General features: G+C 69.4%; 19 protein-coding genes and 1 pseudogene. 14 read left to right on the top strand and 6 right to left on the bottom strand.

All coding sequences use genetic code 11. From position 1 onward, the window contains the following. Positions 1-4: 4 nt before the first annotated feature. Entirely contained in the window at positions 5-904 is a 900-nt protein-coding gene (locus tag STSP_RS05795) for a LysR family transcriptional regulator (protein ID WP_067272962.1), read from the bottom strand. A 218-nt stretch (positions 905-1122) separates the two neighbouring features. Between STSP_RS05795 and STSP_RS05790 the strand changes: the two genes are divergently transcribed. Continuing rightward, positions 1123-2442, top strand: coding sequence for a CHASE3 domain-containing protein (locus tag STSP_RS05790; protein WP_232789535.1), 1320 nt, complete (start codon positions 1123-1125; stop codon positions 2440-2442). A gap of 71 nt (positions 2443-2513) precedes the next feature. Then, positions 2514-2876, top strand: coding sequence for a response regulator (locus STSP_RS05785; protein WP_067272957.1), 363 nt, complete (start codon positions 2514-2516; stop codon positions 2874-2876). On the opposite strand, the gene STSP_RS05780 is transcribed toward STSP_RS05785, so the two are convergent. After that, entirely contained in the window at positions 2866-3525 is a 660-nt protein-coding gene (locus STSP_RS05780) for a response regulator transcription factor (RefSeq protein WP_067272955.1), read from the bottom strand. The genes STSP_RS05785 and STSP_RS05780 overlap by 11 nt on opposite strands. A gap of 227 nt (positions 3526-3752) precedes the next feature. On the opposite strand from STSP_RS05780, the gene STSP_RS05775 reads away from it, so the two are divergent. The 8 genes from STSP_RS05775 to STSP_RS05740 all read left to right on the top strand — a co-directional run bounded on the left by STSP_RS05775 (position 3753) and on the right by STSP_RS05740 (position 10217). Beyond that, a complete protein-coding gene (locus STSP_RS05775) occupies positions 3753-4730 on the top strand; it encodes an alpha/beta hydrolase (protein WP_067272953.1) in 978 nt (325 codons plus the stop codon). 291 nt (positions 4731-5021) lie between these two features. Then, a complete protein-coding gene (locus tag STSP_RS05770) occupies positions 5022-6029 on the top strand; it encodes an aldo/keto reductase (protein ID WP_067272950.1) in 1008 nt (335 codons plus the stop codon). Positions 6030-6105: 76 nt separating this feature from the next. Further along, positions 6106-6843, top strand: a complete 738-nt coding sequence (locus STSP_RS05765; RefSeq protein WP_067272947.1) for an SDR family oxidoreductase — start codon at positions 6106-6108, stop codon at positions 6841-6843. Between the two features lie 30 nt (positions 6844-6873). Continuing rightward, positions 6874-7800, top strand: a complete 927-nt coding sequence (locus STSP_RS05760) for an SDR family oxidoreductase (protein ID WP_067272944.1) — start codon at positions 6874-6876, stop codon at positions 7798-7800. A 95-nt stretch (positions 7801-7895) separates the two neighbouring features. Then, positions 7896-8222 carry a hypothetical protein gene (locus tag STSP_RS40900; protein ID WP_067272941.1) on the top strand — a complete coding sequence of 109 codons (327 nt, stop codon included), beginning with the start codon at positions 7896-7898 and terminating at the stop codon, positions 8220-8222. 59 nt (positions 8223-8281) lie between these two features. Beyond that, entirely contained in the window at positions 8282-9334 is a 1053-nt protein-coding gene (locus STSP_RS05750) for an alpha/beta fold hydrolase (protein WP_067272939.1), read from the top strand. A 66-nt stretch (positions 9335-9400) separates the two neighbouring features. Then, complete coding sequence (locus STSP_RS05745; protein ID WP_067272936.1) at positions 9401-9595, top strand: hypothetical protein; 195 nt, start codon at positions 9401-9403, stop codon at positions 9593-9595. 61 nt (positions 9596-9656) lie between these two features. Beyond that, complete coding sequence (locus tag STSP_RS05740) at positions 9657-10217, top strand: CGNR zinc finger domain-containing protein (RefSeq protein WP_067272933.1); 561 nt, start codon at positions 9657-9659, stop codon at positions 10215-10217. Positions 10218-10235: 18 nt separating this feature from the next. Here the strand turns inward: STSP_RS05740 and STSP_RS05735 are convergent, their stop codons facing one another. Beyond that, positions 10236-10889, bottom strand: coding sequence for a TetR/AcrR family transcriptional regulator (locus STSP_RS05735; protein ID WP_067272930.1), 654 nt, complete (start codon positions 10887-10889; stop codon positions 10236-10238). 105 nt (positions 10890-10994) lie between these two features. Here STSP_RS05735 and STSP_RS05730 point away from each other — a divergent pair, with 105 nt between their 5' ends. Continuing rightward, positions 10995-11765: an SDR family NAD(P)-dependent oxidoreductase gene (locus STSP_RS05730; protein WP_067272927.1), complete on the top strand. Its 771-nt coding sequence runs from the start codon at positions 10995-10997 to the stop codon at positions 11763-11765. A 378-nt stretch (positions 11766-12143) separates the two neighbouring features. On the opposite strand, the gene STSP_RS05725 is transcribed toward STSP_RS05730, so the two are convergent. From STSP_RS05725 to STSP_RS05715, 3 genes are all read right to left on the bottom strand, one after another. Further along, on the bottom strand, positions 12144-15302 hold the full coding sequence (locus STSP_RS05725; protein ID WP_067272924.1) for an FG-GAP-like repeat-containing protein: 3159 nt from the start codon (positions 15300-15302) through the stop codon (positions 12144-12146). A gap of 163 nt (positions 15303-15465) precedes the next feature. Next, complete coding sequence (locus tag STSP_RS39985) at positions 15466-15798, bottom strand: hypothetical protein (RefSeq protein ID WP_067272922.1); 333 nt, start codon at positions 15796-15798, stop codon at positions 15466-15468. 525 nt (positions 15799-16323) lie between these two features. Then, on the bottom strand, positions 16324-16662 hold the full coding sequence (locus tag STSP_RS05715) for a YciI family protein (protein WP_067272919.1): 339 nt from the start codon (positions 16660-16662) through the stop codon (positions 16324-16326). 122 nt (positions 16663-16784) lie between these two features. On the opposite strand from STSP_RS05715, the pseudogene STSP_RS05710 reads away from it, so the two are divergent. The 3 genes and pseudogenes from STSP_RS05710 to STSP_RS05700 all read left to right on the top strand — a co-directional run. Further along, positions 16785-17486 (top strand): annotated as a pseudogene (locus STSP_RS05710) (tyrosine-type recombinase/integrase); the annotation flags it as partial. A gap of 163 nt (positions 17487-17649) precedes the next feature. After that, positions 17650-18297 carry a hypothetical protein gene (locus STSP_RS05705; RefSeq protein ID WP_157902777.1) on the top strand — a complete coding sequence of 216 codons (648 nt, stop codon included), beginning with the start codon at positions 17650-17652 and terminating at the stop codon, positions 18295-18297. A gap of 328 nt (positions 18298-18625) precedes the next feature. Then, positions 18626-19057, top strand: coding sequence for an SMI1/KNR4 family protein (locus STSP_RS05700; protein ID WP_067272912.1), 432 nt, complete (start codon positions 18626-18628; stop codon positions 19055-19057). Positions 19058-19171: the final 114 nt, after the last annotated feature.

Raw genomic sequence — 19171 nt, 5'->3', positions numbered from 1 at the left:
GGGCCTACTCCCTCAGCCGCAACGTGCTCCGGGCGGCCTCGACGAAGTCGGTGACGAGCGCGGACCGCCGTGCGTCGTCCCAGGCGAGGGCCACCCGGCCCGGCGGTACGTCGGTCACCGGGACATAGGCGATGTCGGGGCGCGGGAAGACGACGGCGACCGGCTCCGGTACGAGAACGACGCCGCGCCCTGCTCTGACGTAGCCGAGTAGTTCCTCCATGTCGTGGAAGACGGGTCCCTGTGGCGGCCGGGTGCCGTCGGGGCGCGGCACGGCGTTCCAGACGGCTGCCCAGGCGGGCGTGGCGTCGGCGTACTGCAGGACCGGTCGGTCGGCGAGGGCGGTGATGCGGATCCCGGCCTCGCCGGCCAGGGGGTGACGGGCGGGCAGGACGACGCTGAGCCGCTCCGGGTACAGCGGCAGGATGTCCAGTCGGTCGTCGGAGTCGACGGGCAGCCGTACGAAGCCGACGTCGACGGTGCCGTCCAGGAGCGGCTGTGCCTGGTCCCACCAGCGGATGCGGACCAGTTCGATCGGGACGTCGGGGTGGCCCGCGGAGAACGCGTTCAGCGCCGCGGTGACGTCCGTGCCGAGCATGAAGCCGACGGTCAGCGTGTGCTCGCCGGCATCGATTCGGCGGACCCGGTCCCGGGCGGCCTGCCCGGCGGCCAGCAGAGCCCGGGCGTCGTGCAGGAACTGCTCGCCTGCGGCGGTGAGGGTCACGCCCTGGCTGGTGCGGTTGAAGAGCACGACCCCGAGGTCGCGCTCGAGCTGCCGTACCTGGCGGGACAGCGCGGGCTGGGTGACGTGCAGGGCGAGGGCCGCCCGGCCGAAGTGCAGCAGTTCGGCCACGGCCACGAAGTACCGCAGTTTGCGCAGATCGAGATCCGTCGGGACATCAGGCATGTCACTTCCGAGCCTTCCTGCACCGATGCCCTGTGGTTATCGAGCGCACCACAAAAGGCATTGGACCTGCCCATGGCTGCGGTTTGATACTCCCATTGCCGGTTGGCGGAGTTTCCATCTCTTCTATCGCTGGGCAGGGCATGAGGGTGCGACCAGGGTACGGGAGTCCGCGACTGGGGCTTACGAGCCTCACGATTGCGGCGAGCGGCCTGCTCGCCTTGCTGATAGGCGTCGCGTTCGCCGTCCTGCTGTGGGCGATCGCCGACGCGAACAGCTCCACATCGGCGAGACGCGCTTCTCGGACGGCCCTCGTAGAAGCCGGCAACCTGGAACAACTGGTCCTGGACCTCGAGACGGGGCAGCGCGGCTTCTTGATCACCAAGCGTGAGGAGTTCCTCCAGCCGTGGCAGGCGGCGCGGAACGAGCTCCCTGCGGGAGCGCGGAGGTTCACCGAGACCGCTACCTCTCCCGAACAGCGGCGCATTGCCGGACAGATCACGCAGGACGTCGACTCTTTGGTGAACGACTACTCGGTTCCGCTGGTGGAGGCAGTCCGGCGGGGTGATCCCGCCGCGTCCGGTCTGGCAGCGACGGCCGAGGGGAAGCGGCGCGTCGATGCCTTGCGGGCCCAGTTCGACACATATACGGCGGACGAACGGGCCAAGCTCGCGGCGCGCGAGGACACCGCAGGGGCCAACGGGCGGCGGGCGGTGACCGCGGCAGCTGTGGGGCTGGCGGCATCCACTGCGCTTGTGGCCGCTTTCACGGTGCTCCAGCACCGGGCCGTCGTGCGGCCCGTCCGTGGCGCGGCGGCTGCGGCGGGGCGGCTCGCCGACGGTGACCTCGGAGTGCGGATCGCCCCCAGCAAGGTGGCGGAGATCGGTGCGCTGGGTGCCGCCTTCAACACCATGGCGGCCTCGTTGCAGGACAGCCGCAGGCGCATCATGGAGAACGTCGAGGCGGTACACCGGCGTACGGCTCGGGACCTGCACGACGGGGCGCAGCAACGACTCGTCAGCCTGATGATCGGGCTCCGACTCGCACGGGAGCTGGTCGCCGATAAGGAAGCGTCCGCCACCGAGCTGCTGGACCAGTCGATCGCCGACGCGCAGACGGCGATCGACGAGCTGAGGGAACTCGCATCGGGGATCTACCCGCTCGTGCTGACGGTGAAGGGTCTGGTCGCGGCGGTGCGGGACCTGGCATCCCGCTGCCCGATTCCCGCCGTCGTCGAGAGCAACTTTGACCGGAGGATTCCCGGTGCCGTGGAGTCCAACGCCTATTTCGTCTTGGCCGAGGCCGTGACGAACGCGGTCAAGCACTCCCAGGCGTCCCGGATCGACATCTCCCTCGACCTCGGGGAGACCCTGCAGATCCAAGTCGTCGACGACGGTGTCGGCGGCGTGGGCGCCACCACGGCCGGCACTGGTCTGACCGGGCTGGCCGACCGCGTGGCCGCCTTCGACGGCACGTTGACCATCGAGTCGCCCCCGGGCGGCGGCACCACGATCCTGGCGCGGATCCCGATACCGGCCTGAGGCCCTCTGAAGGGGTCAACGTGGGGTTGGCCCCATGGCCTGCAGGTTGTTCCGTCGGAGATGCTGGCCCCATGTCAGTCAATGTCGTGGTCGTCGACGACGACCCCGGATTCCGTCGCATTGCCAGGGCACTGCTGGCCGCGCGAGGGCTGCGGGTCGTCGCCGAGTCGCCGGACGGGGCATCGGCGGTCGCGGCGGTCCGGGAGTACCGCCCCGATGGCGTGCTGCTCGATCTTCACCTTCCGGACGAGGACGGTCTCTCCGTCGCCCGAGCGCTCACGCACGAGGGACAACCGCTGAGGATCGTGCTGACCTCTACCGATCCGGCGGCGTGGTCGGCCGAGGAACTGGCCGGTGCCGGCATCCTGAGCTTCGTGGCCAAGGACCGGCTGTTCGACACAGACCTGAAAGCCCTTTTCTCGCCTATCGCCTGAGGTAGTGGAGCACGGCGAGAACGCGGCGGTGCTGTGAGGACTCGGCTTGCTGCAGGCCCAGTTTGAGGAAGATCCCGGTGACGTGCCGCTCCACGGCGGGGACCGTCACGACGAGCTTTTTCGCGATGCCCGAGTTGGAGTGCCCCTCGGCCATCAGCGCCAGAACCTCTCTCTCCCGGGGGGTCAACCCGTCCAGCGGACCGGCGGTTCGCCCCCGGCCGACGAGCGTGGAGATGACGTCCGGGTCGAGCGCGGAACCGCCGGCTACAACCCGCTGCACCGCGTCCGTGAGGATCTGCGGGCTGGCGACCTTCTCCTTCAGCAGGTAGCCGATTCCACTCGGATCGTCCCCGACGAGGTCGAGTGCGTACGAGGCGTCCAGGAACTGGGACAGCACGATCACGGGTGTACCCGGCTGCTCGGCCCGGATCCGCCGCGCCGCCTGCAGGCCGTCGTCGGCGAGGTCCGGTGGCATCTGGATGTCAGTGATCACCACATCGGGCTTGTGCTCCGCGGCCGCCCTGACCAGGTCCGGAGCGTGGGAAACCGCCGCGACGACCTCGATGCCGGACCGCTCCAGCATGGCCGTGATGCCCTCACGAACGATCGGCTGGTCTTCCCCGAGCACCGCACGCAGAGGCTCACGCATGAACGCATCCTAGTCGGCCGCGCCGAGCCGGCCGGAGGGTGCGAGGCGACGGCTACCCGAGGCGGATCGTGGGGTTTTCCCCACATACGGCCTCGGGGCCACCGACACAGGCTTTGAAGTCGGCTCGACAGCCGTCCGGGCGGCCCGTGACCAGACTGGGAGACATCCGAGGCGGCTCCCCGCCGAGTCGCCGGTCCAGCCCCCCGCCCTTTCAGTGGAGGAGCATCATGTCCGAGACGTTTACTCCCGTCACTCCAGTCGCCACCATCCTCGAGCCGGCCGCGGCGGCGTTCGCCGAGGCCACCTCGCAGCCGCCGTTCCTGTACCAGATGCCCCCGGCCGAGGGGCGCAAGGCGGTCGACGAGGTCCAGTCAGGCGAGATCGCGAAGCCCGCCGTGGACGAGGAGTGGATCACCGTGCAGGGCGGTCCGACGGGCAGCGTCCGGGCCCGTGTCGTCAAGCCGGCCGGGTCGGTCGGCATGCTCCCGGTCGTGCTCTACATCCACGGCGCGGGCTGGGTTTTCGGCAACGCCCATACCCACGACCGCCTGGTCCGCGAGCTCGCCGCGGGCACCGGCGCCGCCGTGGTCTTCCCTGAGTACGACCTGTCACCGGAGGCGCGCTATCCGGTCGCCATCGAGCAGAACTACACCGTGGCCCGGTGGGTCGTGACCGACGGCGCCGGCAAGGGCCTGGACGCCTCCCGCATGGCCGTCGCCGGCGATTCCGTCGGCGGCAACATGACCGCCGCTCTGACCCTGATGGCCAAGGAACGCGGCGACGTACCGCTGACGTTCCAGGTGCTGTTCTACCCGGTCACCGACGCGAACTTCGACACCGGCTCCTACCGCCGGTTCGCCGAGGGCTACTTCCTGACCCGCGAGGCCATGAAGTGGTTCTGGGATCAGTACACGACCGACGAGAAGGAGCGCGCGCACATCACCGCCTCGCCGCTGCGGGCCAGCACCGAGCAGCTCGCCGGACTGCCGCCGGCGCTGGTCATCACCGGTGAGGCCGACGTCCTGCGCGACGAGGGCGAGGCGTATGCGAACAAGCTGCGCCAGGCCGGTGTCCCCGTGACCGCGGTGCGCTACCAGGGCATCATCCACGACTTCGTGATGCTCAACGCCCTGCGCGAGACCCACGCCGCCGAGGCCGCCATCCGCCAGGCCGTCGCCGCTCTGCGTACGGCACTCGCCGTCTGACGGGACGCTGTCGCCGCCGCGTGGGGTCGCGGCAGCCGGGTTCGCTCACGCCCGCGGCCGCTCCCGGCCACAAGGCGCGTCACCGAGGCCCACGACCCGCGCCGCCCCGCCGTTCCTCGGCCCGTACACCACTGCCAAGGCCGCTTTTCCCGGTTCACCCAGGACACCGCGGCTGCCCCCGACCGTCGCCGGTCTGCCGCGGTGCGCCCGAACACCCACCGTCGCCGGCCGACCACCAGCCTCCTCACCTTGTTCCGCTCTTCCGACAAGTCGTCCCACAGGGAGAACTCGATGACCATCGCCACCCGCAAGCTGGGCACGAGCGGCCCCGAGGTGTCTGCCATCGGCCTGGGCGCCATGGGCATGTCCGACCTGTACGGGCCGGCCGACGACGCCGAGAGCATCGCCACGCTGCACGCCGCTGTGGACGCGGGCCTCAGCCTCATCGACACCGCCGACTTCTACGGCTCGGGCGCCAACGAACTGCTGATCGCACGGGCATTGAAGGAGCGCAGGCGCGAGGACGTCGTTCTGAGCGTCAAGTTCGGCTCCCGCCGCACCCCGGACGGCGGCTTCCAGCCCGTGCCCTACGACGTGTCCCCGGCCGCGGTCAAGGACCGCCTCGCCTACTCCCTGCGGCGGCTGAACACCGACTACGTCGACATCTACCGCCCGGCGCGCCTCAACCCCGACATCCCCGTGGAGGAGACCGTCGGTGCCCTCGCGGAGATGCAGGCGGCCGGCTTCATCCGGCACATCGGCCTGTCGGAGGTCGGCGCGGACACCGTCCGCCGCGCCGCGGCCGTGGCCCCCATCAGCGACGTACAGATCGAGTACTCGCTGCTCTCCCGCGGCCCGGAAGCCTCCGTCATCCCGACGCTGCGCGAACTCGGCATCGGCCTGACCGCCTACGGCGTGCTCTCCCGCGGCCTGCTCAGCGGTCACTGGACCGCCACACGGCACCTGAGCGCCGGCGACTTCCGTGCGCACAGCCCCCGCTTCCAGGGCGAGAACCTCCAGGCCAACCTGCGCCTGGTCGAGGCACTGGGACGCGTCGCCGAGCGCCTGGGCGCCACCACCGGCCAGATCGCCATCGCCTGGGTGGCTGCCCAGGGACAGGACATCGTCCCGCTGGTCGGCGCCCGACGACGGGAGCGGCTGGCCGAATCCCTCGCCGCCACCGGCCTCGTCCTGGACGCCGACGCCCTGGCCGAGATCGAAGCGGCCGTTCCCGCCGGGTCCGCCGCCGGCGAGCGCTACGCAGCCCCCCTCATGGCCACCCTCGACAGCGAACGCTGACCCCGCCCTCAGCCCATCCACAGCCTCCGCCGGGCCCACCGGGACCGCGAGGCATCTCACCGAAGGACGGATCACCATGACGGACACCACCACCCGCGTCGCGCTGGTCACCGGCGGCTCCGGCGGCATCGGCCGCGCGGTCGTCGAGCGCCTCGCCAGGGACGGCATTGCCGTCGGCGTCCACTACGCCGGCAACAAGGCCCGCGCCGACGAGACGGTCGCCGCGGTCACCGCGGTCGGCGGCAGGGCGATCACGGTCGGCGGCGACGTCGCCGACGAGCACGCCATGGCGGAGGCGTTCGACGCCGTGGAGCGGGAGTTCGGCGGCATCGATGTCGTCGTCAACACGGCGGGCATCATGCTCCTGTCGCCGATCGCCACGCTGGACCTGGACGATCTGGACCGGATGCACCGCACCAACATCCGCGGCACCTTCGTGGTCTCCCAGCAGGCGGCCCGGCGGGTGCGCGCCGGCGGCGCGATCATCAACTTCTCCACCTCGGTCACCCGGCTCCAGTTCCCCGCGTACGGCGCCTACACGGCGAGCAAGGCCGCCGTCGAGGGCATGACCCTGATCCTGGCCCGCGAACTGCGTGGCAAGGACATCACCGTCAACGCCGTCGCCCCCGGCCCCACCGCCACGCCGCTCTTCCTCGACGGCAAGGACCAGGCCGCGATCGACAACCTCGCCAAGACGGCCCCGCTGGAGCGCCTGGGCACGCCGGACGACATCGCCGAGGCGGTCGCCTTCCTCGCCGGGCCGGCCCGCTGGATCAACGGGCAGGTGCTGTTCGCCAACGGCGGCGTGGCCTGACGCCCCCGACTTCCTCAAGGAGACCGAGAAATGAGCAACATCGTTGTGATCACAGGCGCCTCCAGCGGCTTCGGCGCCCTGACCGCCCGCGCCCTCGCGGACGCAGGCCACACCGTCTACGCCGGCATGCGGCAGACGGCCACGCGCAATGCCCCCCAGGCCCAGGCGGCCACCGACTATGCACAGGGGCACGGCGTGGACCTGCGGACCCTCGAACTCGACGTCACCTCCCAGGAGTCGGTCGACGCCGCGATCGACCGGGTCATCGCCGAACATGGCCGTATCGACGTCCTGATCCACAATGCGGGTCACATGGTCACCGGCCCCGCCGAGGCGTTCACGCCCGCCCAACTCGCGGAGCTGTACGACGTGAACGTCCTCTCCACCCAGCGCGTCAATCGCGCCGCGCTCCCACACCTGCGCGCGGCCGGCAATGGCCTGGTGATCTGGGTGTCCAGCTCCAGCGTCAAGGGAGGCACCCCGCCCTACCTGGGCCCCTACTTCGCCGCCAAGGCCGCCATGGACTCCCTCGCCGTGAGCTACGCCGCCGAACTGGCCCGCTGGGGCGTGGAGACCTCGATCGTGGTGCCGGGCTCGTTCACCAGTGGCACCAACCACTTCGCCCACTCCGGCCACCCGGCCGACGGCGCCGTCGAGGCGGCATACGAGACGAGGTACCCCGGCCTCATGGAGCAGGTCGCCGAGAAGCTGGCCGCGCTGGCCCCCCAGGATGCGGACGCCTCCCTGGTCTCCGAAGAGATCGCCCGCATCGTCGCGCTTCCCGCCGGACAGCGCCCGTATCGGGTGCACATCGACCCCGCCGACGACGGCTCCGAAGAGGTCTCGAACGTCGCCGACCGCATCCGCCGCGAGTTCCTCACCCGCGTCGGTCTGCCCGATCTCCTCACCGCCCACCCGGCGAACACGGCCAAGGCGCCGATCGCGCTGCGGGGTTGATGCGCGACCACGGGCCCGGACGACAACCAACCCCAGGTCACCGACTGGGGTTGCAGTCCACAAATCAGCGTGGCCTTGGAGTAGGGGCAGATCCGGTGGGCGGCGGCGCCGAGTTCCGTCGCGGTCTGCTGGTCGACGCCGCCGAGTTCGAGATGGAGAACGCCGGCCAGGCCGAATTCGTCGTCGTCACCGTGGTGGAGGGTGATCTCGCCGGTGACGGCGGTGCTCGCCGGCCTGACCTTGCGCTCACGGCGGCGCGGCGCACGACTCCCAGGAAACAGGCGGCCCAGCCGGCCGCAAGCAGCTGCTCGGGGTTGGTGGCGCCCGTGTCACCAGTCAAGCTAGTGATGATTTCGAAGCAATGCCCAATGTCGCTTGCGTCGAAAGGGGATTGCATCACCATCTTGACTGGTGACGCGTGACCGTGTCACAGTCAGGCCATCGGGCAAGCCGGTAAACGCAGACGTGCGGAGGGATTCACATGATCAACAGGCGGGTCTTCAGCAAGGCCCTGGGGCTGGGCACGGGTGCGGCCGCGGTGTCGCTGGCCGGCCTGCCGACCGCGTCCGCCGACGCACGGAGCGAATCCGTGGCGTCGCCCGTTCCCGAGGTCGCCCCGGTCGCACACACCGTGTTCCCGCAGCTGAAGCAGGTCAGAGCCGGCCTGTTGAACGTCGGGTACGCCGAACTCGGCCCCGCGCACGGTCCGGTGGTCATCTGTCTGCACGGCTGGCCGTACGACATCCACAGCTACGTCGATGTCGCCCCGCTGCTGGCCGAGCGTGGCTACCGGGTGATCGTCCCTTATCTGCGCGGCCACGGCACGACGCGATTCCTCTCCGAGGGGACGTTCCGCAATGCCCAGCAGTCGGCCATCGCCCTCGACATCGTCGCGCTGATGGACGCCCTGAAGATCGAGAAGGCCGTGCTGGCCGGCTTCGACTGGGGCTCACGCACCGCCGACATCATCGCCGCTCTCTGGCCCGAACGCTGCAAGGCTCTTGTGTCGGTGGGCGGATACCTCGTCACCAACCGCGAGGCCAACCTGAAGCCGCTGGCGCCCAAGGCCGAGTACGCCTGGTGGTACCAGTACTACTTCGCCACCGAGCGAGGCCGGCTCGCCATGGAGGACAAGGGCCTGCGCCACGACCTGACCAGGCTCGTCTGGGAGGCCGTCTCCCCGACCTGGGACTTCGACGACGCCACGTTCGAGCGCACCGCGGCAGCCTTCGACAATCCCGACTACGCGGCCGTGGTCATCCACAACTACCGATGGCGCCTGAGCCTCGCCGACGGGGAGCGCCGCTACGACGGGATCGAAAGGCGGCTCGCCACACGGCCGTTCATCGAGGTGCCCACCATCACCCTCGACGCCGACCAGGACCCCTTCACCGCGCCGGGCGGCGGCATCTCGTACCGGGACAGGTTCACCGGCGCATACGAGCACCGGACCCTGGCGGGCGTCGGCCACAACGTGCCGCAGGAGGCACCCACCGCCTTCGCTCAGGCCGTCATCGACGTGGACCGTCTCTGACCCTCTCGGTCACCCTCTCGACCGGTGACCGGCCCTTTCCGCTGAAGACCTGAAAGGAGTTCGACCATGGAGAACGAGAAGGCCACGGACAGTGCTGCGGCGGCACGCCGAACGCGGTTCGGCAAGCTGCCCGAGCGTATCCGTCACGACGAGATGGTCGAGGAGAAGGCGGTCGCACCGAACGACCCGGCGCGATACGCCTACGATCCCGAGAGATCGTGGACGTCCTTCTCCTGTCTCGCCGCCGACCTCGGCCTCTGAGCGGTGGCGGCCGAGGTGGCGCACCTTGCCCGGGGCAAGAGTCACCTGTCAGGATGGTGACATGAACCTTGAGCATGTCTTCGTCTGCGGGAATCCGGCACTCGACTTCGCCGCCACGCTCCGTGCGCGCCGTACCGTGCGCTTCGAGATGTTCGTGACGCCGGACAGGCTGAACGCATGGTACGTGGAGTCCGGCATCGTCGACGCGGTCTCACCCGGCCAGGAGGCCGACGTCGAGCAGGCGACAACCGTCAGGGAAGCCATTTACCAGCTGGTCACCGCCCGTCGACTGGGAGAGGAGTACGACGGGGCGGCGCTGACCGTGGTCAACAACGCGGCCCGTAAGCCGCCGGCGGTGCCGCAGCTCACTCCGTCGGGGCGATGGACTCAGGCGACGCCGGAAGAAGCCCTCTCCGTGGTGGCGCGCCACGCAGTCGAGCTACTGAGCGGACCGGACGTGCCCCTGCTCAAGGAGTGCGGCAACCCGGAGTGCACCCGCACCTACATCGACCGCTCGCGGGGCATGCGCCGACAGTGGTGCGGGATGGAGTCCTGCGGCAACAAGATCAAGGCAGCCGCATACCGCGCCCGCAAGAAGACCGCGCCCGCGGTGACCCGCTGACCGTGCACGCGGCGCCGGTCACGGCCACGGCGGTGCCCCGTCAGTCCCGCACCGGTTCCCTCCCGACCCTTCCGTTCGTCCTGCCGTGCGCAGATGCTCGATCCCGGTGTCGAGGGCTGCCTTGAGGTGGGACGAGTCGCCCGTGGACATCATGATGGTCACGCCTCCCTGGATGCCCGCCAACAGCGCGGCGGCCGTCCGGTCCACATCGAGGTCCGACGGCACCAGGCCGTTTGCCTGAAGGGCGCGCATCCCGCGGGCGAGTTGCTCCTGCCACTGCCGCATCAGCCCCGTCACGATCGCCCGCGCGCCGGGGCCGGACCGTCCCACCTGGAGGAACAGCGACCCCAACGGGCAGTGGTCGCCCTGTAGTTCGTAGCGTTCCACCACGGCGTCCCGCCACTGCCGCCAGGACTCCCACGAGTCCAGCCGCCCCAGGTGCGGCTGCTGGTCCTCCAGCACCCGGTCCGCCTCGAACTGTGCTACCGCCAGCAGCAGTTGGTCCTTGCCGCCGGGGAAGTAGTGGAAGAGCTGGCTCTTGCTCGTGCCGGTGCGGCCACGGATGTCGTCGAGCGTGGTGAAGGCGACGCCCTGCTCGCGCAACACCTCGGCTGCACCCTCGACGATGCGGGCCCGTGTGGCACGGCCCTTCTCGGTCGGCGCGTCCGACATCAGGCCTCCTCATCGCGAATTTCTGGACTTGCTGGTCCATTTTCCACGACGCACAGTGGTCCGCGCACGGCAAGACGCACGCGGCCGCACAAGGGAGAACACGTCATGAGCGAACGACTGCGGAACAAGACGGCCTTGGTCACGGGGTCCACCAGCAACATCGGGCAGGCGATCGCCGAAGCGTTCGCCGCCGAAGGGGCTCACGTCATCATCTCCGGGCGCAATCGGGAACGGGGAGCACAGGTCGTCGAAGGGATCCGCGCATCCGGCGGCCGGGCCGACTTCCTGGCGGCGGACCTTGACGGAAGCGCGGAGAACTCCCAGGACCTGGCCGATCGGGCCCGGGAGGCCTTGGGCGGGCGGATCGACATCCTTGTGAACAACGCCGGCATCTACCCGGCGCCCGCCACCACCGCCACGGACGAGAAGACGTTCGACGAGGTCTACGGAGTGAACGTGAAGGCCCCGTTCTTCCTCACCGCTGCCGTAGCGCCGACCATGACGGAGTCCGGTGGCGGGGTGATCATCAACCTCGGTTCGTGGATCGCGCGCCTGGGCGTCCCTCTCGGCGCGCTCTACAGCTCCACTAAGGGAGCCATGGAGACGCTCACGCGTGCGTGGGCCGCGGAGTTCGGCCCGATGGGCGTGCGCGTGAACGCCGTCTCGCCGGGCGTCGTCCTGCCCCCGGCCCCGGAGGGCGGCGAGCCACATCCGGGCGAGATCATGATGAAGGGCACCCCGGCCGGTGCTGTCGGCACACCGGATGCCATCGCGTATGCCGTGGTCTGGCTGGCCAGCGACGAAGCGGCCTTCGTGCACGGGACCGTGGTGGACGTCGACGGGGGCAGGACAGGGGTTGCCGTCATCGCCGCGTAGCGCACGGATCCGGAGCTTCCCGCACCTGTCGCGCCTGCCGCACATGCCATGGCACCAGCGACTCACGCCGCCCTCGAATCGACGGGACAACAAACAAGGCCCAGGTCTCTGACCTGGGCCTTTGGCGTGGAGCGGGTGACGAGAATCGAACTCGCGCTCTCAGCTTGGGAAGCTGCGATGTTCTGGGGCGGAGTCGGGTGCTGACGGCGAACGGCCAGTCTGCGGACTGCGCGGGCTCGGTCGCTTTCACCGTGATTCCCCGCTGCTCCCCGCTCAATCCGGCCCGACAGTCTCCCCGGCCTATTCCCCCGGCATGCCTACAAGGCTGGCCCCGACTCGACCGAGTCGGGGCCAGAAACGGATACGTTCAGCAGTCTTCTAGAACAGGCCCTTGTAGACCTGCCAACCCGTGGCGATCTGCGTGCGCGAGGTGAATGATCCGTTCCCCTTGCCGTCGTTGCGGTAGAGGTTCCCGGAGGTGTCGCGGACGACCAGGTCACCCTTGCCGTCACCGGTGATGTCCCCGACGCCCACCATCGCGTTGTACGTCTTGCCCCAGGACGTGAAGACGATGACCCGGTCCTTGAACTGACCCGCGCCCGTGCCGTCGTAGCGGAAGAGCGTGCCGTCGCTGTGGCGGGCGAGCAGGTCGCCGAAGCCGTCACCGTTGAGGTCGCCGACGCCGGTGATGTGCGTGTACGTGGTCCACGCCGAGCGGATCTTCACCCGGCTCTTGAAGCCGCCGGAGCCGTTGTCGGCGTACAGGTAGATGTCGCCCGTGGAGGCCTGTCGCGCGATCAGGTCCGTACGGCCGTCGCCGGTGATGTCGCCGGGCGCGGTCAGCACGTTGTACTGCTGCCAGCCGGTGCCCAGTGCCTTGTAGCTGCCGCTGGGGCTGTAGCCGCCGCCCGCGCACTTGCCCGTGTAGCGGCGCAGGATGCCGTCGGGCATGCGGACCAGGAGGTCGTTGCAGCGGTCCCCGGTCAGGTCCCCGAAGGGCACGGCGTAGGTGCCCGCCGGCCAGCCGGAGCCGGACGCCTTGCTGCCGAAGGCGCCCTTGCCGTCGCCGTAGTGGGTGGTGAGGTAGCCGGAGGAGCTGAGCGTCATCAGGTCGCCCGCGCCGCCGTTGAGGTCGTGGTGGCCGCGTGCGCCGCCGGTCAGCGTGATGCTTCCGATGAGCTGCAGGGCCGCGCCCTGGCCGTCCTTCGGCGCCGCGGTCAGCGTCCAGGTGTACGTCCCGTCGGTCGCGTACCTGGTGTCGGAGACCTTGCCGTCCCAGGCGGCAGTCAGCGCGGCGCCGCGTGTGGTGGCGTTGAGCGTCCGCACGGTACGGCCCGCCCTGTCCTTGATCACGACCTGTGCGCCGGATGCCGCGGGCTTGGACAGTTGCCAGGAGCCGTCCCAGCGGGCGTCCGTCGTGGACTTCAGGTTGACGGACGTGTCGGGGTGCGCCTCGATCCTGGCGAGCGGGGACGTGGGCAGACCGGTGGACTGGGCGTGCACGACGCCCGTGGCCGTGTCCAGCCAGGCGACGCCGCCGCCGAACCGGTCGGCCGTGATCTTCCCAGTGGCACCGGGCAGATCGGCCAGGTCGCGGGTGTCACCGACGGTGCCGGTGTGGAAGTCGGTCAGGCGGACCTTCCCGGCGTCCTTGTCGAGGCTGAGCAGATAACCGTCGCCCAGCTCACCCGCGGCCGGAAGGCCGGCCTTCTGCTTCGTCGTACGGTCGTAGAGCCCGGAGCCGGAGGCGCAGTCCCAGGCGACCCAGCGGCCCACGGCCTGGAGCCGGGTCGGCGTGCAGCCGATGTCGATGGTGTCGGCGGTCTCCTTGGACTTGAGGTCGACGGCCTTGATGGTGCCGTCGGTGTCGCCCACCGTCCACAGCCTGGTGCCCCACACGGCGCTTCCGCCGCCCACCCGCTCGGAGATGATCTTCGGCCCGCCGGCCGCCGCCATGTCCGCCACGTACTGGTGGTCGTTGGGGCCGGTGCCCTGCCCGAAGACGACATAGCGGCCGGACGCGGAGAGCACCTTGCTGCCGTATGTCGTGGGAAGGCCGCCCGCGTCGGTCGTGGGCAGCGGCAGGGACAGCGAGTCCTGCGCCGAGGAGCGCACCTCGAGGTGTGTCTTCGAGGTGCTGTACGCGTAGGTGTCCTTGTACGCGAAGCGGCCGTCGCCGGTACCCACGGGGAGGGTGCCCGCGTATCGGCGTACGTCGCTCGCGTTGTCCGTCGCCGCGGGCTCCTGGAGCACCGAGCGGTCGCCCGCGGACGGGCTGTCGCCGAGGTCGAGGGTGCGCTTGAAGACCGAGGGGTAGGAGTTGGTGTCCCACTCGGTCGTCGCCAGCACTCCGGCGGACAGCGCGAGTTCACGTAGCTGGCCGGCGCGTGCGGGCAGCTCGCGCAGCGTGCTGAGGCCGATCAGGCCGTCGGCGTCGACCGTGGCCTTGCGTACCGCCCAGTGGCCCGCGTCCGCGCCGCCCGTCACCAGGACGCCGCCGTCGGGCGCGGCCGCCATGGACAGGGCCGCGTGCGGCAGCAGGGTCTTGGCGTCGCCGCCGCCGATGGGCAGCGCCCGCAGCTCCCCGCCCCGGCGCAGCTGGTACTCGTCGGAGGGTTGCTGCGGCGAATAGCCGGTGGTGGCGAGGACGTAGTCGCCGAGCACCGCCACGTTGGCCGGGTACTCGCTGCTGCCCGCCACGGCGACCGTCGTCTCGGCGCCGTCGAGCGTGTCCCGGCGCAGCAGATGCACCTTGTCGTCGCCGTTCTCGCTGTCGTACCAGCCCACGTACTTGTCGGAGAGCACGACTTGCAGCTGCGCGCTCGCCCACGCGGCCGGGAAGGCCAGGGCCGCGCGCCCGGCCTCCAGGTCGACGAGCGTGATCTGCTGGCCACCGGTGACGGGGGTGCGCAGGGCGATGGTGTGCCCGTCGGCGCCGACCGCCCACGCGGACGCGGGCACGGCACCGGTCACTGTGGTGTCCGTGAGCTCGCCGCCGTCCGGCTTGCGCAGCACGTGCAGCGCCTCGATGTCGCCGGTGTCCTTCGAGGTGGCGGTGAGGACGGCGCCGCCCGTGGCACCGAGGTAGATGTGCCCGTCGGGCAGCGTGAACGTCGTCGACGTACCCGCCTTCAGGTCCTTCAGCTCGACCGTGCGGGACGCCTTCGTGTACAGGGCGACGACATCGGAGGCCGATCCGTCCACTCGCACACCGGAATCGGCGGGGTCGGAGCCGACGGCCTGCGGTTCGCCGCTCTGCGGGATCCACCGGTAGCCGCTCATGGGGCCGAAGCCGGTGTTGTACGCGTCGCCCTCCTGCTCCTCCCTGGTGAGGAAGCCCGAGGCGCCCGCATCATGCACGGTGTTCTTCAGCGGTGCGAACCGATCGGGGACCGGAATCGTGAGGGGCGTGGGATCGGCTTGGGCTCCCTGCAGCAGAAACGGGATGGCACCGCCGGCGACCGCGAGCGCGGCGGCAGTGGCGATGCCCGTGCGTATGAGCGTGCGTCTGCGGGCAGGCGAGTGTCGTCCTGTCACGCATACCTCCAACTGGCTGTTGATGAGGAGGCAGCTCAACGCGGACACACACGGACACGCGCAAGTGGTGCACACCGACGTGGCGCGATGCGGAGCAGGCCTCCAGCAGGCGCCGAAAGCTAACACAGGACATACACAGAATTCGAATGTGTTCACGAATCACTCATGGCGGAGGAAAGGGAAACCCGGAAGGGCCCTCCCGGGTGTGCGGCTTTCCGGGTCTGGGTCCTTCCGGATCTGGCGTCAGCCCGCGCAGACCGGGTGAGCCGTTGCGCTTCCAGCGCGGCGTGTCGTCGCGGCGGCCGTACGGGCGGTCGTGGTGGCCGGCGCGGTCGTCGCGACGGGAACCGTCACGGTTGCTGTCGCGGCAGAAACCGCCACGCTCCCGGTCAAGGTCGCGCTGGAAACCGCCACGGTCACGGTCCTGGTGGAAGCCGCCACGGTCGTCGCGGCGGTCGAAGGAGCGGCCGCCGCGGTCAGTGCGCCGGTAGTGCATGCGGCCAACCTCCGGCCAAGACGGCCTCCTCTGGGGGATATTGGCCCTGAATTGTGCAGGTCAGGAACGCCCTGACCGCTGATTGATGGGTGGTGTGGTTTGAAAACCGTCGTGGCGCAAGCCACCGTGGGTTCAAATCCCACAACCACCGCGTACGTGAACGGCCCCTGACCAGGTGAGAATGGTCGAGGGCCGTTGTACTGCGGGGTGCCCGCTCGTCACCGTGGTTCCCCGACGTTCCCCGCAGGATCGGGCACGGATGGGGCACGGCACTTGTGTCGACGGGCGGGCCACGTCCACCAGTAGCCGAAGAAGTGAAGGGCCGGGTCTCTGACCTGCGGCCATGTAATCGATCAACGCTGTGACCTGCGGCTTAGCTGCCGCTGGTTGTCAGCGTTGGTCGTCGTTGAGCACCCTTTGGCGGCCCCGAGACGGCCCCAGGGATACCCCCGGGGCCGCTCTGGCTATCGCAGCGCTGTGATGATCGCCCCAACGCCGCGGCTGAGGACTCCTCGGATCGGTGGCTCAGCTCTCCGGGTCGTACATGATCTCGCGCACCTCCTGTGCGCACCGGCACGCCTCGGCGATCTTCGCAGCCCACATCAGTGCGTCCTCGCGCGACGGGACCTCGATGATCGAGAAGCCGCCGACGACCGCCTTGGTCTCGGGGAACGGTCCGTCGGTGACCGTGCCATCGGTGGCCACGATGCTCGCCTGCTGACGGTCCACTCCGGCGCCGAAGATCCAGACACCTGCGTCCTTGGCCTCCTGGACCACCCGGTGGGATGCCTCGCCGACCGCCGGGAGGTCCTCCTCGGGGAAGTTCATCGATCCGTCGTCGAAGGAGATCAGGTACCGCGCCATCGTGTTCGCCTCCTTGTTCAGCGACCACCTGGCCGCCTCGTCGCTGCTCCCATTCAGACGGACTGCGTGTCAGCTTCTCATCGGTCGTCTCGCCCCGCTTCAACGAGAGGTCGGCGGAGCGACGACAGGTGTTTGAGACGGCCGTCGATGACGACCTGATCACCCGCAACCCGTGCCGGATCAAGGGGGCGGGCAAGGAGTCGGCGGCAGAACGGCGCATCGCGACGGTCGCCCAGGTCGACGCCCTCGCCGACGCGATCGGTATCCGCTGGCGCCTCATGGTCTACCTCGGCGCTTACGGTCCGATGCGGCCCGAAGAGCTGGCCGGTCTCCGTCGCCGGGATGTGGACATCGACAATCTCGTGATCCATGTGCGTGTCGCCGAGCCTGAGCGGACCAATGGCAAGCGGGCTCCCGGCCCGACGAAGTCCGACGCGGGCGCCCGTGTCGGAGTCCTCCCGGCCTTCCTTCAGAAGGAGGTGAAGCGGCATCTCGACTGGTTCGCCGAGAAGGGCCCCGATGGGCTGGTCTTCGTGGGCGAGAAGGGCGCGGCATTCCGGCGCACCTCGTTCGGGCGGAAGTGGCGTCGCGCTCGCGCGGCTGCGGGGCTCCCGGACGGCTTCCGCTTCTACGACCTTCGTCACACCGGACACACCCTGTCGACGCGCTCGGGCGCCACCCTCCGGGACACGATGGTGCGCGCCGGCCAGTCCTCCGAGAAGGCGGCGCTCATCTATCAGCACTCCGGTGAGGACCGGCAACGAGAAGTCGCCGCCGGGCTCGAGGACCTGGTGCTCGCCGAACGTGCGAAGAACTTGTTCTGACCTGCGGCGGAACGTGTACGGCGTCCGAGCGGTTGCCGACTTGTTCCCCCGTGCTCCCTGTGGTTCTCCGCGAGATCTGGCACGCATCTGGCACGTCCGTCCGGTGCCTCGACGGCCGCTGTGGAAGCACGAGTCATACTCGTACGGCCCTACGATGCAGGCCATGGGGACATCCGATTCCGCACCACTCATACGCGCCTGCTGGCTCTCATGGCTCGCGGTCGAGACCGTCGATCAGGCAGAGGTGGTGAAGGCCCTTGGCCTGACTGATGTACGGGAGACCACCTGGGTCGACGGCGTGGAACTCATCGACGAGGTGGCGCACGACGAGGAGGAGCCGTTCTCCACGGTCGTCGTTACTCCACCCATGCAGGGATGGACCCTGGTGGTCGGACCGTACTTCGGCCTGCCCTACCCGCAGCAGACAGCGCCCGTCACTGACCTGTGCCGAGAGTTGAGCGCGCACTTCGGCAAAGCTCAACTCTTCTTCCACAGCGAGCAGAACGACGGGGAGGCGTGGCTGATCGCCGAGCGCGGACGGATTCTTAGGCGTTGGATCAGTGAGTACCCGAAGCTCGCCTTGGGCGAACCGTTCGGTGTCGAGCGACGACTCCTCGACGCCTACGGCATCACGGGCCAGCCCGAGGATCTCGACCCCGACAGCGACCTGGCCGGCGACTGGGCGGCGACCTGGGGGGATTGCTGGGCGACGACGGTCGCAGAGGAATCCAGCATCGACCCCACCACAGCCGCCGCCGACAAGGGCTCAAACAGCAGCATGTTGATGGCAATCGCTCCCACTTTCGAGTAGGCGCACCGGCCGGTCACCGACGGGGCGGGCTGGCGACAACCGCTTTAGGAGTTCGATCGAGGGGTGGCCCTGGCGCCGTTGTCTGTCGTCGTGGCGACTGGACTGGGGTGCTCGTGTCTGCCCTTGTCCGGCGTCGTTGATGTCAGCCGCGGATGTCAGAGGCCTTCTGATCCGTAGCTCTAGCCGGGTCGGTCAGCGACGGTCATACCGGCCACCACAAGGCCCTGAAAGGGCGGTAGGGACAGGGGTGGTTGCTGGGGTTGCGGTACCCCGCTGCTGTACAGCGCCTGCCGTCGGGGCGGGCAGCTCTTCCGCCTAGGCTGCGCTCATGTGGATAGAGACCGCTGCCGAAGCCTCGGCCAAGGTCGAGTTCAGGGCACCCGTTGACGCAACCGCTCTGGCCGAAGCGGAGCGGCGCCTTGGCCGGCGCTTGCCGTCGCAGCTGACTGCTCTACTGATGGAGACCGACGGGATAGTCGATGAGTACGGGACTGACGCGGTGTGGTCGCTGGATCGGATTGTGGAGAAGAACCTGCTGTTCTGGTCCCCCGATACGTTCCCGGGCCTGTACATGCCCTTCGATCCACTGCTGTTCTTCGGCGACAACAGCGGGGGCGACCAATTCGCCTTCGTGCTAACGCCCGAGCGACCGGACATCTTCGTCTGGGACCACGAGAACGACAGTCGGCTGTGGGCTGCACGGGAGCTGAAGGACTACCTGCACCGTTCCCTCCCCGCCGATGGCGACTGGTGGCGGTAGCCCCAGTTTGGTGGATCGCGTAACCGGATCCGAGCTGACGTGGCAAGACGCTGACCTGCGCGTTCCCAGAGCGCTCGCCGACGGTCCCCGTTGGTCCCGGCCACTCGCCGTCCG

Origin of the sequence: Streptomyces jeddahensis (assembly GCF_001642995.1) — a bacterium.
GTDB lineage: Bacteria > Actinomycetota > Actinomycetes > Streptomycetales > Streptomycetaceae > Streptomyces > Streptomyces jeddahensis.
The sequence above is the reverse complement of the archived record's forward strand: the minus strand, read 5'-3'. Positions and strand labels throughout refer to the sequence as shown.

What these genes read in the sequence shown, in the direction of transcription:
- STSP_RS05715 (WP_067272919.1), bottom strand. Translation starts at nt 16,662, where the DNA reads ATGGCGCGGTACCTGATCTCCTTCGACGACGGATCGATGAACTTCCCC.
- STSP_RS05700 (WP_067272912.1), top strand. Translation starts at nt 18,626, where the DNA reads ATGTGGATAGAGACCGCTGCCGAAGCCTCGGCCAAGGTCGAGTTCAGG.
- STSP_RS05770 (WP_067272950.1), top strand. Translation starts at nt 5,022, where the DNA reads ATGACCATCGCCACCCGCAAGCTGGGCACGAGCGGCCCCGAGGTGTCT.
- STSP_RS05730 (WP_067272927.1), top strand. Translation starts at nt 10,995, where the DNA reads ATGAGCGAACGACTGCGGAACAAGACGGCCTTGGTCACGGGGTCCACC.
- STSP_RS05745 (WP_067272936.1), top strand. Translation starts at nt 9,401, where the DNA reads ATGGAGAACGAGAAGGCCACGGACAGTGCTGCGGCGGCACGCCGAACG.
- STSP_RS05775 (WP_067272953.1), top strand. Translation starts at nt 3,753, where the DNA reads ATGTCCGAGACGTTTACTCCCGTCACTCCAGTCGCCACCATCCTCGAG.
- STSP_RS05750 (WP_067272939.1), top strand. Translation starts at nt 8,282, where the DNA reads ATGATCAACAGGCGGGTCTTCAGCAAGGCCCTGGGGCTGGGCACGGGT.
- STSP_RS05705 (WP_157902777.1), top strand. Translation starts at nt 17,650, where the DNA reads ATGGGGACATCCGATTCCGCACCACTCATACGCGCCTGCTGGCTCTCA.
- STSP_RS05765 (WP_067272947.1), top strand. Translation starts at nt 6,106, where the DNA reads ATGACGGACACCACCACCCGCGTCGCGCTGGTCACCGGCGGCTCCGGC.
- STSP_RS39985 (WP_067272922.1), bottom strand. Translation starts at nt 15,798, where the DNA reads ATGCACTACCGGCGCACTGACCGCGGCGGCCGCTCCTTCGACCGCCGC.
- STSP_RS05785 (WP_067272957.1), top strand. Translation starts at nt 2,514, where the DNA reads ATGTCAGTCAATGTCGTGGTCGTCGACGACGACCCCGGATTCCGTCGC.
- STSP_RS05740 (WP_067272933.1), top strand. Translation starts at nt 9,657, where the DNA reads ATGAACCTTGAGCATGTCTTCGTCTGCGGGAATCCGGCACTCGACTTC.
- STSP_RS05760 (WP_067272944.1), top strand. Translation starts at nt 6,874, where the DNA reads ATGAGCAACATCGTTGTGATCACAGGCGCCTCCAGCGGCTTCGGCGCC.
- STSP_RS05735 (WP_067272930.1), bottom strand. Translation starts at nt 10,889, where the DNA reads ATGTCGGACGCGCCGACCGAGAAGGGCCGTGCCACACGGGCCCGCATC.
- STSP_RS05795 (WP_067272962.1), bottom strand. Translation starts at nt 904, where the DNA reads ATGCCTGATGTCCCGACGGATCTCGATCTGCGCAAACTGCGGTACTTC.
- STSP_RS05780 (WP_067272955.1), bottom strand. Translation starts at nt 3,525, where the DNA reads ATGCGTGAGCCTCTGCGTGCGGTGCTCGGGGAAGACCAGCCGATCGTT.